Origin of the sequence: Sedimentitalea sp. XS_ASV28, assembly GCF_041224545.1 — a bacterium.
Taxonomy (GTDB): domain Bacteria; phylum Pseudomonadota; class Alphaproteobacteria; order Rhodobacterales; family Rhodobacteraceae; genus Sedimentitalea.
Genome location: NZ_JBGFGP010000104.1, coordinates 55436 through 68373 on the forward strand (window position 1 = coordinate 55436; position 12938 = coordinate 68373).

General features: G+C 61.5%; 15 protein-coding genes. 9 read left to right on the forward strand and 6 right to left on the reverse strand.

Annotated elements, in window-relative coordinates:
- Window positions 1–6: 6 nt before the first annotated feature.
- From AB9K34_RS06385 to tig, 3 genes are all read left to right on the forward strand, one after another.
- On the forward strand, window positions 7–1518 hold the full coding sequence (locus AB9K34_RS06385; RefSeq protein WP_369953583.1) for a malonyl-CoA synthase: 1512 nt from the start codon (window positions 7–9) through the stop codon (window positions 1516–1518).
- Between the two features lie 195 nt (window positions 1519–1713).
- Complete coding sequence (locus tag AB9K34_RS06390; protein ID WP_369953584.1) at window positions 1714–2820, forward strand: porin; 1107 nt, start codon at window positions 1714–1716, stop codon at window positions 2818–2820.
- A gap of 181 nt (window positions 2821–3001) precedes the next feature.
- Window positions 3002–4333: a trigger factor gene (gene tig / locus AB9K34_RS06395; protein ID WP_369953585.1), complete on the forward strand. Its 1332-nt coding sequence runs from the start codon at window positions 3002–3004 to the stop codon at window positions 4331–4333.
- 149 nt (window positions 4334–4482) lie between these two features.
- On the opposite strand, the gene AB9K34_RS06400 is transcribed toward tig, so the two are convergent.
- Window positions 4483–4959: a transglycosylase SLT domain-containing protein gene (locus AB9K34_RS06400; protein ID WP_369953586.1), complete on the reverse strand. Its 477-nt coding sequence runs from the start codon at window positions 4957–4959 to the stop codon at window positions 4483–4485.
- A 169-nt stretch (window positions 4960–5128) separates the two neighbouring features.
- On the opposite strand from AB9K34_RS06400, the gene AB9K34_RS06405 reads away from it, so the two are divergent.
- Both AB9K34_RS06405 and AB9K34_RS06410 read left to right on the forward strand, forming a co-directional pair.
- Window positions 5129–5563, forward strand: coding sequence for a DUF1330 domain-containing protein (locus AB9K34_RS06405; protein ID WP_369953587.1), 435 nt, complete (start codon window positions 5129–5131; stop codon window positions 5561–5563).
- A 6-nt stretch (window positions 5564–5569) separates the two neighbouring features.
- Window positions 5570–6139 carry an isopropylmalate isomerase gene (locus AB9K34_RS06410; RefSeq protein ID WP_369953588.1) on the forward strand — a complete coding sequence of 190 codons (570 nt, stop codon included), beginning with the start codon at window positions 5570–5572 and terminating at the stop codon, window positions 6137–6139.
- 89 nt (window positions 6140–6228) lie between these two features.
- On the opposite strand, the gene rplI is transcribed toward AB9K34_RS06410, so the two are convergent.
- From rplI to rpsF, 3 genes are read right to left on the reverse strand one after another with little or no spacing between them, the layout of a single operon-like run.
- On the reverse strand, window positions 6229–6867 hold the full coding sequence (gene rplI / locus AB9K34_RS06415; protein ID WP_369953589.1) for a 50S ribosomal protein L9: 639 nt from the start codon (window positions 6865–6867) through the stop codon (window positions 6229–6231).
- 11 nt (window positions 6868–6878) lie between these two features.
- On the reverse strand, window positions 6879–7106 hold the full coding sequence (gene rpsR / locus AB9K34_RS06420; protein ID WP_005852865.1) for a 30S ribosomal protein S18: 228 nt from the start codon (window positions 7104–7106) through the stop codon (window positions 6879–6881).
- Window positions 7107–7135: 29 nt separating this feature from the next.
- Complete coding sequence (rpsF, locus tag AB9K34_RS06425; RefSeq protein ID WP_369953590.1) at window positions 7136–7489, reverse strand: 30S ribosomal protein S6; 354 nt, start codon at window positions 7487–7489, stop codon at window positions 7136–7138.
- 306 nt (window positions 7490–7795) lie between these two features.
- Between rpsF and AB9K34_RS06430 the strand changes: the two genes are divergently transcribed.
- Both AB9K34_RS06430 and AB9K34_RS06435 read left to right on the forward strand, forming a co-directional pair.
- Window positions 7796–8383 carry a YceI family protein gene (locus AB9K34_RS06430; protein ID WP_369953591.1) on the forward strand — a complete coding sequence of 196 codons (588 nt, stop codon included), beginning with the start codon at window positions 7796–7798 and terminating at the stop codon, window positions 8381–8383.
- A gap of 124 nt (window positions 8384–8507) precedes the next feature.
- Complete coding sequence (locus AB9K34_RS06435) at window positions 8508–9101, forward strand: YceI family protein (RefSeq protein WP_369953592.1); 594 nt, start codon at window positions 8508–8510, stop codon at window positions 9099–9101.
- 189 nt (window positions 9102–9290) lie between these two features.
- Here AB9K34_RS06435 and AB9K34_RS06440 read toward each other — a convergent pair whose 3' ends face one another.
- Both AB9K34_RS06440 and AB9K34_RS06445 read right to left on the reverse strand, forming a co-directional pair.
- Window positions 9291–9698 carry a VOC family protein gene (locus AB9K34_RS06440; protein WP_369953593.1) on the reverse strand — a complete coding sequence of 136 codons (408 nt, stop codon included), beginning with the start codon at window positions 9696–9698 and terminating at the stop codon, window positions 9291–9293.
- Between the two features lie 125 nt (window positions 9699–9823).
- Complete coding sequence (locus AB9K34_RS06445; RefSeq protein WP_369953636.1) at window positions 9824–11080, reverse strand: cytochrome b/b6 domain-containing protein; 1257 nt, start codon at window positions 11078–11080, stop codon at window positions 9824–9826.
- A 157-nt stretch (window positions 11081–11237) separates the two neighbouring features.
- Between AB9K34_RS06445 and fabD the strand changes: the two genes are divergently transcribed.
- Together fabD and fabG are read left to right on the forward strand one after the other, a co-directional pair.
- Window positions 11238–12176: an ACP S-malonyltransferase gene (fabD, locus tag AB9K34_RS06450; RefSeq protein ID WP_369953594.1), complete on the forward strand. Its 939-nt coding sequence runs from the start codon at window positions 11238–11240 to the stop codon at window positions 12174–12176.
- Between the two features lie 18 nt (window positions 12177–12194).
- A complete protein-coding gene (fabG, locus tag AB9K34_RS06455; RefSeq protein ID WP_369953595.1) occupies window positions 12195–12932 on the forward strand; it encodes a 3-oxoacyl-[acyl-carrier-protein] reductase in 738 nt (245 codons plus the stop codon).
- Window positions 12933–12938: the final 6 nt, after the last annotated feature.

Here is a 12938-nt window from a genome sequence, read left to right on the forward strand (position 1 = left end):
AACATCATGGCAAATCCACTCTTTGACACGTTGTTCGGGCGCTATGTCGGGCAGGACACGGTTTTTTTGCACCTGCCGGACGGGCGCACGATAACCCACGGCGCGTTTCTCGAGCAGGTGGCCCGCTTTGCCCATGTCTTCGTGGAACTCGGGGCGCAACCCGGCGACCGGCTGGCGGTACAGATCGAGAAATCGCCCGAGGCGCTGGCCGTCTATGCCGCCTGCGCACAGGCGGGGATCATCTTCCTGCCGCTCAATACCGCCTACACGGCGGAGGAGGTCAGCTATTTTGTCGCGAACAGCGGTGCGCGGGTTCTGATCTGTGACGGGTCCAGGGTGGATGCGCTTGGCCCGGTTGCCGAGGCGGCGGGGGCCGTGCTGGAAACCCTGAACGCCGACGGCACCGGCACATTGTCTGACAAGACAGAGGACAAGCCGGCAGTCTTTGACACGGTGCCGCGCGCAGCCGGTGATCTCGCGGCCTTTCTCTATACGTCCGGCACCACAGGCCGGTCCAAAGGGGCCATGCTGACCCAGACCAACCTGCTGTCCAATGCCGAGGTGCTGGCCGATTACTGGCGGTTCGGTTCCGGGGACGTGCTGCTGCACGCGCTGCCGATCTTTCACACGCACGGGCTGTTCGTGGCGACCAACATCACCCTGATTGCGGGTGGCTCGATGATTTTCCTGCCCCGGTTCGATCTTGACCAGATCATTGCCGATCTGCCGCGTGCAACGTCGATGATGGGGGTTCCGACATTCTATACGCGCCTGTTGGGCGATGACAGGTTCGATCGGGAACTGGTGCAGCACATGCGCCTGTTCGTATCGGGCAGTGCGCCCTTGCTGGCCGAAACCCATGCCCGGTTCGAGGCGCGCACGGGCCACCGCATTCTTGAGCGTTATGGCATGACCGAGACCAACATGAACACCTCCAACCCCTATGACGGCGAGCGCCGCGCCGGGACGGTCGGCTTTCCGTTGCCGGGCGTCGAACTCAAGATCACGGACCCCGGCAGCGGCAGGACCCTGCCCGATGGCGAGGTCGGCCAGATCGAGGTGCGCGGCCCCAACGTGTTCAAGGGCTATTGGCAAATGCCGGAGAAGACGCGCGAAGAACTGCGCGAAGACGGGTTTTTCATCACCGGCGACCTCGGGATGATCGACGAGCGCGGCTATGTCCAGATCGTCGGTCGCAACAAGGACCTGATCATTTCCGGTGGCTATAATATCTATCCCAAGGAAATCGAACTGGTGCTGGACGATCAGCCCGGAGTGCTGGAAAGCGCGGTGATCGGTGTGCCGCATCCGGATTTCGGCGAAACCGTCGTGGGCGTTCTGGTGGCCGAACCCGGCACTACGCCTGATCCCGAGGCGATCATGGCCGCCGCGGCACAGTCGCTCGCCCGGTTCAAGCATCCGCGCAAGTTGATCGTGCTGCCGGAATTGCCGCGCAACACGATGGGCAAGGTACAGAAGAACCTGCTTCGCACGCAATTCGACGGGCTGTTCAAGTAACCTTGTGGCGCGCTGTGCGGTTTACGTTTTGCGGGTGCGACCACGCGCCACACGTTTTGCGCGAGCAATCCGCCTGTGATAGTGACAGTACGAACCCGTCCGGTCTGGTGCCGATTCAGGGACGTCGTGAACTGCCCTGATCCTTCGCCGGCCGGACGGCACGACAAGCCCCACTGGACATCAGCGAGATTTGATATGCACTCCACAATCCGTAACCTGACCATCGCGTCCCTTTTGCCGTTGGCGACAACCGCCGCTGCAGAGATGAAATATGAGAATGGCAATGGCGGCAGCGTGCTGCTCTATGGTCAGTTCGATCCGGCATACCTGTCGTTTGACGACGGTGAGGAAACCACCTCTGACGTTGTCGATAACTCTGCCTCCAACAGCCGCGTCGGCCTGTGGGTGCGCCAGAACTACGGTGCGAGCGAGTTTGCGTTCAACTTTGAAACCGCTCTCGGCCTGCGCCCGTCCGGAGGGCTGTCGCAGAACTTTACCCCCAAGGGGGCCAACTGGCAGCGTACCAGCATCCGCAAGGTGGATTTCAGCTACAAGACCGACCGCTACGGTGCGTTCTTTGCCGGTCAGGGCAGCATGTCGACCGATGGCGTCGCCGAGGTTGACCTGTCGGGCACATCGCTGGCCACCTATGTGTCGATCCCGGATACCGCAGGTTCGTTCCTGTTCCGTGACAGCGCCGGTGTCTTGTCGGATCGTCGTATCGGCGGCTCGTTCAGTGATTTTGACGGGGCGCGTCTTGGCCGTGTGCGGTACGACACGCCCAGTTTCGCGAATTTCACCCTGTCGATTTCCTGGGGCGAAGAGATCCTGGCCGAGGACAGCGAGCTGGAAACAACCGCAATCGCGCTGCGCTACAAGAACACCGTCGGCGATTTCAGGATCGAGGGTGCGCTCGGCTATTCCGAAACCCGGCCGGCAGAGAATGTCGAAAAGTATGATGACACGATCGGTTCCGTCAGCATGCTGCACGCATCCGGTGTCAGCGTGACGCTGGCGGCAGGGGATCGCTCCGACCACGGGTCCTATACCTATGGCAAGCTCGGCTATCAGGCCGACTGGCTGAGCGTTGGCAAGACCGCCGTGTCGATCGACTATTACGATGGTCGTGACCGGAGCGTGGATGGTGCCGAGGCCGACTCGTTCGGCGTCGGCATTGTGCAGAGCTTCGATGCCTATAATGTGCAGGCTTATCTTGGCTATCGGGATTACGATCTGACGGAACCGGCGGCGAGCTATCAGGATGCCTCCTCGGTGATCTTCGGCGCCCGCTGGAAGTTCTGATCCGCCAACCGGATGACAAGACAACCGGAAACGCGCCCTGCGGGGCGCGTTTTTCGTTGATATCCACCGCTGGCGGGGCTTCGCGCCTGAATGCCTCTTGCGCCGCAGCCGCCCGACCAATAGAAGGCCCCAAATTCGCAAGGGTGCGCGGGGCGCACGCCGGAACCTATGGGGAAACACGATGCAGGTCACCGAGACGCTGAAAGAAGGTCTGAAGCGCGGCTACGCGATCACCGTCACCGCCGCCGAGCTGGACGAGAAGGTCAATGAAAAACTGACCGAGGCGCAGCCGGAAGTCGAGATGAAGGGCTTTCGCAAGGGCAAGGTGCCGATGCCGCTTTTGAAAAAGCAGTTCGGCCAGCGCCTGATGGGCGAAGCGATGCAGGAAAGCATCGACGGTGCAATGAACAAGCACTTTGAAGAGACCGGTGATCGTCCGGCCATGCAGCCCGATGTCAAGATGACCAACGAAGACTGGAAGGAAGGCGACGACGTTCAGGTCGAGATGTCCTATGAGGCGCTGCCCGAGATCCCGGACGTCGATCTGAAGTCGATTTCCCTTGAAAAGCTCGTCGTCAAGGCGGACGAGGCGGCGATCGACGAAGCGCTGACCAACCTGGCCGAAACCGCGCAGGATTTCAAAGCCCGCCGCAAGGGCAGCAAGGCCAAGGACGGCGATCAGGTGGTTCTCGATTTTGTCGGCAAGGTCGACGGCGAGGCCTTCGAAGGCGGTTCGGCCGAGGACTATCCGCTGGTTCTGGGCTCCAACAGCTTCATCCCGGGCTTTGAAGAGCAACTGGTCGGCGTGAAGGCCGAAGAGGAAAAGGACGTGACCGTCAGCTTCCCCGAAGACTATCAGGCGTCGCACCTGGCGGGCAAGGAAGCGGTCTTTACCTGCACCATCAAGGAAGTGAAGGAACCGGTTGCCGCGGAAATCGACGATGAACTGGCCAAGAAATTCGGTGCCGAAGACCTCGCCGCGCTGAAAAGCCAGATCGGCGAACGTCTTGAGGCCGAGTATGCCGGTGCCGCACGCGCGGTGATGAAGCGCGGCCTGCTGGACGCGCTGGACGAGATCGTGACCTTCGATCTGCCGCCGAGCCTTGTCGAGGCCGAAGCCAAGCAGATTGCCCATCAGCTGTGGCACGAGGAAAACCCCGACGTGCAGGGGCATGATCACCCCGAGATCGAAACCACCGACGAGCACACCAAGCTGGCCGAACGCCGCGTGCGCCTGGGTTTGCTGCTGGCCGAGTTGGGCCAGAAGGCCGAGGTCGAGGTCAGCGATGCCGAGATGACGCAAGCCATCATGAACCAGGCCCGCCAGTATCCCGGACAGGAACGCCAGTTCTTTGAATTCGTGCAGCAGAACCAGCAGATGCAGCAGCAGCTTCGCGCACCGTTGTTCGAAGACAAGGTCGTGGATTATGTATTCGAACTGGCCAGCATCACCGACAAAGAGGTGGGCAAGGACGATCTGCAAAAGGCCGTCGAGGCCATGGAAAACGAATAATCCGGTCCAGAGGCCGGATGCCAGGGGTCGCCCATGTGGCGGCCCTTATTTTTTGGGGGAATGCGCGCGCCGTAAGCGCAATGCGTTGACATCCGACACCGGATGTCGTGCGGCTTGGGCAGCGTACGGCGCGCTGAAGGAGCTTGGGATCAGGGCTGAACCAGCCCGGTCTCAACCAGCATCCCGCGCCGCTTGGCCTCGTACCAATAGCCGCGCGAATAGTGCTTGACCGCGTTGTCATAGCTGCCATCTGAAAGCAGCCACGCGCCACGCAGGTATTTTCCTGCGTATTTCAGATTGGTCTCGGCATCGAGCAGATCCCTGGGTTTGCCGTCGAACCCCATCGACCGCGCGGTGTCGGGAAGGATCTGGAGCAGGCCGTAATAGGGGCGGTTTATTGCCTCGGGCCTATGGGTGCTCTCGCGGATCGCGAGGCGATGCACCAGCGGGCGCGGAATGTCGTACAGATCGGCATATTTGTTGATCAGCGCGCGCAATTCAGGGGTTTCATTCGGGTAAAGTGGCGGGCCGGCAGGGGTCGTGGGTTCGGGGACGGTGGCACATGCGCCCGTAGCAAGGAACATGGCGAGCCCGGCCAGCGTGCGACGGCGGGACAGTATTGGCATCTCTCTGAGAATCCGGTTGTTGATCCGGCTGGCAATCTATCTATCCGATGACCTGCGGCAAGCGGTGTACCGTCCGGAGGCGTATTTTGCGCGGCGGATTGCCGATGCCGGTCTTGTCCCGAAGCGCTGCGCGGGCCAATCTGCACCCGATCAGAAAAGAGGACAGCCAATGCCATACCTGGGATTTGCGCGAGAGGATTACGAAGCATTCAAGGCCAACGATCGCGAGGGGCCGGTGCATATGCTGAACCTCGTGCGGCTGCGCGCGCAGGCAGAATACGAGGATGGCAGCGTGGCAAGCGGCCGGGAGGCCTATGCCAGCTATGGCCGTCTGAGCGCCCCGGTCTTTGCACGGGTGGGCGGACGCATCGTATGGCGCGGGTCTCTGGAGCAGGTGGTCATCGGACCGCAGGACGAACAGTGGGACCTGTGTTTCATCGCCGAATATCCGCAACCGGGCGCGTTTCTCGAAATGCTGAAGGATGCGGAATACCGTGCGGCCATGGTTCATCGGCAGGCCGCAGTTGCGGATTCGCGTCTGATCCGCATGGCGCCGCTGACCGCTGGCGGCGGGTTTGGCGATGTTTCGGCCAACGAGGGCTGATCACAGATGATGTCCGCTGTGTTGCAGTGTCTGGGCGACAACTGGTCGCCGACCATCGGCGATCCGAGCGTGATGGGCTGGGTCACGGTTGTGGCCTATGGTGTCACGGCCCTGTTATGCGCGCTGGCCTTTCGTGGAGAGCCCGCGCGACGGCTCAGGCTGTTCGGCTATGGGCTGACGCTGCTGCTGGCTCTGCTGATGGTGAACAAGCAACTGGACCTCCAGTCGGCATTGACCGCCGGCGCGCGTTGTCTGGCGCAATTGCAGGGCTGGTACGAGGACCGGCGTGCCGTGCAAGTGGGCTTCATTCTGGTGCTGTTGCTGTACTGCCTTGGCTTTGGCATTTTCCTGATCTGGATCATGTGGGGGCACCTCGGGCAGATTTGGCTCATGGTGCTGGGCCTGATCTTTCTGCTGGCGTTCATTGCGGTGCGCGCCGTCGGGTTTCACCATTTTGACGCGCTCATCAGCGCGCAGATCAGCAATGTCAGGATGAACTGGATACTGGAACTGGGCGGCCTGATCATGATCGGGGCGAACGCTGTCTGGATGATCCTGGCGCGCAGGCCGCGCTAGTCCGGTTCAATCGGGGTCCGACAATAAAAGAACCGCGCGGAGCAGGGGCTCCGCGCGGTTCCGGATGTATTTGCGAGTCCGAGGCCGGATCAGCTCTTGGACGCGTCGTCCTCGGAATCGTCGCTGGCGGGTTCAACACCGGCGGCTTCCGCGATGGCATCGTCGTCCGATGCGGCTGATCCGATATCGTCGAACAGTTCGGCGATTTCGAATTCCGCTTCGGCTTCTTCCTCGGCGGCAAGTTCCTGGATCGACTTGCCCGAAGCCTGAAGCTCGGCCTCTTCGGGCGAGCGGGCAACGTTCAGCTTGATCCGGACGTCGACTTCCGGGTGCAGGTGCACTTCGACCTCGTGCAGGCCCAGGGCCTTGATCGGGATGCGGATCAGCACTTGCTTGCGGTCGATCGTAAAGCCGGCCTCGGTTGCGGCATCTGCGGCGTCACGGGGCGTGACCGAGCCATAGAGGTTGCCGCCATCGGAGGCCGAGCGAATCACGATGAACTGCTGACCGTCGAGTTTTTCGCCGAGGGCTTCCGCCTCTTTGCGTGTCTCGAGGTTGCGTGCTTCGAGCTGCGCTTTCTGTTCTTCAAAGGCGGCGATATTCGCTTTGCTGGCGGTCAGCGCCTTTTTCTGCAGCAGCAGGTAGTTGCGCGCATAGCCCGGCTTGACGTCGACGACGTCGCCCATTTGGCCCAGCTTGGCAACACGTTCCAGAAGGATGACTTGCATGTGCTTTCTCCTTACTTGACGGCGTAGGGCAGCAGGGCGAGGAAGCGGGCACGCTTGATGGCGCGGGCGAGTTCACGCTGCTTCTTGGCCGAGACGGCGGTGATACGGCTGGGGACGATCTTGCCGCGCTCGCTGATATAACGCTGCAGCAGGCGAGTGTCCTTGTAGTCGATGGCGGGAGCATTGTCGCCCGAGAAGGGGCAGACTTTGCGACGGCGGAAAAACGGTTTGGCTGCCATGGTTTACAGTCCTTTTCTCAAGCTGTGGATCAACGGCGTTCGCGACGGTTGTCGCGTTCGTCGCGTTTCTGCATCTGGACCGACGGGCCTTCCTTGTGCTCGTCAACCTTGATGGTCAGCACACGCATCACGTCGTCATGCAGGCGCATCAGGCGTTCCATTTCCTGGACGGCCGGTGCCGGTGCATCGGTGCGCAGGAAAGCATAATGGCCCTTGCGGTTCTTGTTGATCTTGTAGGCCATCGTCTTGACGCCCCAGTACTCCTGATCGACCAGCTTGCCGCCGTTGTCGGACAGGACCGCACCGAAATGTTCGATAAGGCCTTCAGCTTGCGTGTTGGACAGATCCTGACGCGCAATCATGACATGCTCATAGAGTGGCATGTTGACTCCTGTTCTTGTTTCAAGGCGCATTTCAAAGGTGGGGCCAATATCCTTTCGCGGCCCCGCCACGAGAGACTGCGCGGTTCAGATGAGTGCGAAAGGAGCGCTCCGTATACACGGATCTGCCAGCGGGGCAAGCCCAAGTCGCCGACGGTGCTCGGGCGGGCGGCAGATCAGTTGCCGGGTCGGTGCGCGACTGTTCGCCCATTCACAGATTCTGTGGAGTTTTCCGGGATTGGTTTTGGCCCGCGACCCACTAGGTATGATAGATCGAACGCAGAGACCACAGAGAGGAAAACCAATCCCATGAAATCCGTTCTTTTCGCCGCCGCGCTTGGAATTGCGGCCACCGCCGTTGCCGCCGAACCCGTTGAGTACACGCTTGACTCGGGTCACAGCCAGATACTCTTCAAATACGATCACCTGGGGTATTCCACCACCGCGGGCATGTTCTCGGGTTTCGAGGGCACGATCATTTTCGACGCCGAGAATCCCGAGGCATCGAGCGTTGAGGTCTCGATGCCGGTCAAGTCAATGCTGACCGGATGGCAAGAGCGGTTCGAACACCTGATGTCGCCCGATTTCTTCGACGCGAGCGATGATGAAATGGTAAGCTTCGTGTCCACCGGCATCGAAGTCACCGGCGAGGACACTGCGCTGATCACCGGCGATCTTACCCTGAACGGCGTGACCAAGGAAATCGTGCTGGACGCCAAGCTGAACCAGGCGAGCATGCACCCGATGCAGAACAAGCCCTGGGCCGGGTTCGACGCCACCGTGCAGCTGCTGCGCTCGGACTATAACCTTGGCAAGTTTACGCCTTTCGTGGGCGATGAGGTCGACATTGAAATCTCGCTAGAAGCACAGGCGGCCGGGTCCGGCGACGCCAACTGAGCCATGAGCGCGTTGCGGACCCCCATGGCGGTCCGCAACATTTTTCAACTGCGGTCTTGCCCTCCGGCACCAAGGGCGTGAACCTTGCTTTGCCAGGGCAGCGCAACCACGCCCGGAGGGACTGATGATCAGAAAGACGATGGCGGCGTGCGTTTTCGCCGCGAGCGGCTTGGCCATGACGGCGCAGGCCGAAACCTGGACGGTGGACCCGCAACATACCGAGGTGCGGGTCTATTGGGACCATTCCGGGTTCTCCGAGCAATCGCTTGAATTCACCGAAGTGGACGGTTCGCTGACCTTCTCGCTGAACTCCGTGCCCGATTCGACGGCGTTCTTCACCATTCCCGTGGACAGCATGGAAACCGGGGTAGAGCGGTTCAACAAAGATCTGTGGAGCGACACGTTCTTCGATCTGGAGAAATACCCGCTGATCAGCTTCAACTCGACGTCTTTCCGGCAGGTCGCGCCCATGAAGCTCAAGGTCAAGGGCGATTTGACCATCAAGGACGTGACCAAAGAAGCCGAATTCGACGTCACCGTCCACGCCTTGGGCGAACATCCGGTCGGCCGCTATTTCAAGTATTTTTCCGGCACATGGCTGGGCGTCACCGCCGTGGCCAACATCAAGCGCTCGGATTGGAACATGGGTGCCTTTGTGCCCATGGGGTCCGATGAAATCCGTATCGTGATCAATTCGGAGTTGCGGGCGGTGGAGTAGGGCAAATCGGCTTCTCTTGAACAAGCGATAGCGCGGGGTGGGTGACTCGCCATCCATAGGACGAAGCAGAGTCAGGTAAAATCGTCTTGCGACAAAGCTGATTCACTGATCCTGCCGGAGGAATAGTGACTTCAATGCGTTGGGGGTCTTAGTGTTTCAAGTTGGTTGCGAAATGCTCTGCCGTTGTAATCAGATGGTGCCGCTGCGATCGGCCCGTGCAAACTCGATCAGATCCCAACGGTTCCCCCAAGGGTCTTTCCACACTGCGACGCGGCCATATGGTTCGTTGCGCGGCTTGGATTCGAATTGGACGCCCAAACTTCGCATCTGCGAATAGTCCGCATCGAAATCCTCCGTTTCCAGAAACAGCCAGACGCGCCCGCCCCCTTGTTCGCCAATCGCAGCAGTCTGACGTTCGCCTACAGCACGAGCGAGCAATATCTCGGTTTCGCCGTTTGGGGGCGCAATCCGGACCCACCTCTTTCCATTGCCCAGTTCCGTGTCTTCGCGGCACTCAAAGCCGATCTTCGAAAAGAATGCGAGGGCTTCGTCATAGTCGGTGACAAGCAGAGAAAAGAGCGCAATACGATTGGGCATGAAATAGACTTAGCAATCGGAAAATGGCCTCGCAACCGCGTGAGCAACCACCAGATGATTTCAAGCGGCTGCAACGCATGTTGGCATCTGTTTCGTTCCGCGAACCGGCGCGGGCAGGGGCGGATTTATCCGCCCGCGCGGGTCGCCGTGAGGGATACATCGACATCCACAGCAAGGCCAAGCGAGGCGGGGTCTGTGACGGACTGACCGATCTGATAGTCGAGGCGTTGCAGTTGCAGCGTGCCGGTCATGGTGGCTGTGTCGTCCTGAAAGGTTAGGTCGAACGGCAGGGTGACGGGCAGGGTGGTGTCGCGGATGGTCAGCGTTCCGATGGCGACATAGCCGTCCGGGGTCTTCTCGATTTCCGCTTCGAAACGGGCGGTCGGGAAATTCTCGGCATCAAAGAAATCGGGACCCATCGCCTGTTGAGTCACGCCGCCGAGGGTCAGCGAGGGGATCGCGATCGTGACATCGACCGTGCCGGCCGGGCCGGGGGCGGCAGGTTCTTCAAAGGTGATGTCGGCAGTCCAGTCGGCAAAGGTGCCGGTGACGGTGCTGCCCATCTGGGTGATCGCTATCTTGAGTGTTCCCTCATCGACCTGCCAGCCTGCGGAGGCGGTGTCGGCCGGTGCGGATGCGCTTTCAGATGCGGCGGCGGTCGGTTCGGATGCGGTCGGCTCTGACGCAAAGACCCCCGACAGCGCGGCAAACCCGAGGGCTGCCGCCCAGACGAGCAGCGCGGCGACGGCGGGCAGCGCGGCGTGCGGCGTGGCTTTTGCGGGGAGGTCGGTGCCGTTGCCGTCGAACCACATGCGGCGCAGCGTGGAATCGCGGTCGATGATCTGGTGTTTGATCGCTCCCGCGATGTGCAGGGCAATCGCGACGAGCAGCACGCGTATGAAAATCACGTGCAGGGTGGCGAAGAGGTGCGAAACCGTTTCGTCCTTGGGAACAAGGGGCAGAGACTGGCCGAAGGGCCACCAGATCGGCGCAAATCCCACGGTTGCCGCGTGGTGTATCCAGCCGGTCAGCGGCACCAGTACCAGCGAGCCGTAGAGCAGCCAATGCACGGTTTCCGCGAGGAAGGTTTCGAGCCGCCGTTCGGGATGGAGCGGCGCCGGCTTGTCCTGCGTTACGGCCCAGAGGATGCGGGCGAGCGCAACAAAAAAGATCAGCACGCCCGTGGTCTTGTGTATCGAAAACAAGAGAGCAGTGCGTTGGATATCGGCTTGCGTGCTGACGATCCCGGGGGTGTTCAGGTCCTGCGCCATTCCGTTGGCGATCAACCCGAGCGGAATCTCGGTCAGGATCAGCAGCGCCGTGAGCCAGTGAAAAACCTTGCTGACAGCGCCATAACGGTTGGAAGTGTTGTGCAGCGGCATGGCATCCTCGAAGGGCTGTATGCGGAGAAAATAGTGGGTTTTCATTCGGGCACAACGGCGGTTGCGCACATGCGGCGCGCATGCGCGCACAGTCGCCTGCCCCGTTGCCTCTATCTGCGCGCCGGGCTATGCCAAAGCGGGCAGATGGAGGTATAACATGAGCAGAGCATTCGTTTTTCCCGGTCAGGGCGCGCAGGCGATCGGCATGGGGCAGGCGCTGGCTGCCGCGTATCCGGCGGCGCGGGCAGTATTTGACGAGGTGGACGACTCGCTGAACGAGAAGTTGAGCGCGCTGATCTGGGAGGGCGATATCGCGGAGCTGACGCTGACGCGCAACGCACAGCCGGCCTTGATGGCGACATCCATGGCGGCGATGCGTGCGCTGGAAGCCGAAGGGGTGACGATCGAGGCCGCGAGCCATGTGGCCGGGCATTCGCTCGGCGAATATTCGGCGTTGGCGGCGGCGGGCGCGCTGAGCGTGGGCGATACGGCCAAGCTGCTGCGGACCCGGGGCCAGGCGATGCAGGATGCCGTACCGGTGGGCCAGGGCGCGATGGCGGCGATCCTGGGGCTTGATCTTGTCACAGTGCGAGAGGTCGCCGAAGCGGCTGCAGAGGGCGAGGTGTGTCAGGCCGCGAACGACAACGATCCGACGCAGGTGGTGGTGTCGGGTGCCAAGGCGGCCGTCGAACGTGCGGCGGCCATCGCCAAGGAGCGCGGCGCCAAGCGGGCGATCATGTTGCCGGTGAGCGCGCCGTTCCACTGTGCACTGATGCAGCCGGCCGCCGACGTGATGGCGCAGGCTCTGGCCGACGTGACGATCAAGGCGCCGGTGGTTCCCGTGGTGGCGAATGTGCGGGCCGAGGCGGTGAGCGATCCGGACACGATCCGTGCGCTGCTGGTCGAGCAGGTGACCGGCGCGGTGCGCTGGCGCGAAAGTGTCGAATACATGGGCGCTGAAGGGGTTGGCGAGGCGTGGGAGATCGGCGCGGGCAAAGCCCTGTCGGGGATGATCCGCAAGATCAATCGCGATATCGCCTGCAAGGCGGTGGGAACGCCGGATGATGTCAAGGCCGCTGCCGAGAGCGTCGGTTGAGCAGGAAAGGAACAGGACATGTTTGATCTGACAGGAAAATCCGCGCTGGTTACCGGCGCGTCCGGCGGTATCGGGGGCAGCATTGCGCGCACTCTGCACGGCGCGGGGGCGACGGTGGCTCTGTCGGGAACGCGGGTCGAGCCGCTTGAGGCGCTGGCTTCCGAACTTGGCGAACGCGCCCATGTGCTGCCTTGCAATCTGAGCGATCCTGACGCTGTCGATGCGCTGCCCAAACAGGCCGCAGAGGCGATGGGTGCGGTGGACATCCTGGTCAACAATGCCGGGATCACCCGGGACAACCTGTTCATGCGCATGTCTGCGGATGAGTGGCAAAGCGTGATCGACGTGAACCTGACGGCCACCTTCCGGCTGTGCAAGGGGGTGATGCGGGGAATGATGAAATCCCGCTGGGGCCGGATCGTGAATATCAGCTCGGTGGTTGGTGCCACCGGCAATCCGGGACAGGCGAACTATGCCGCGTCAAAGGCCGGTATGGTCGGAATGTCGAAAAGCCTGGCCTACGAGGTGGCGAGCCGGGGCATCACCGTCAATGCGGTCGCGCCGGGTTTCATCACCACGGCAATGACCGACAAACTGACCGACGATCAGAAATCCGGCATCCTGGGGCAGGTGCCCGCCGGGCGTATGGGCGAGGCCGAAGAGATCGCGGCCGCGGTGCTTTATCTCGCAAGCCCCGAAGCCGGCTATGTGACCGGCGCGACGCTGCATGTGAATGGCGGAATGGCGATGCTGTGATCCGCG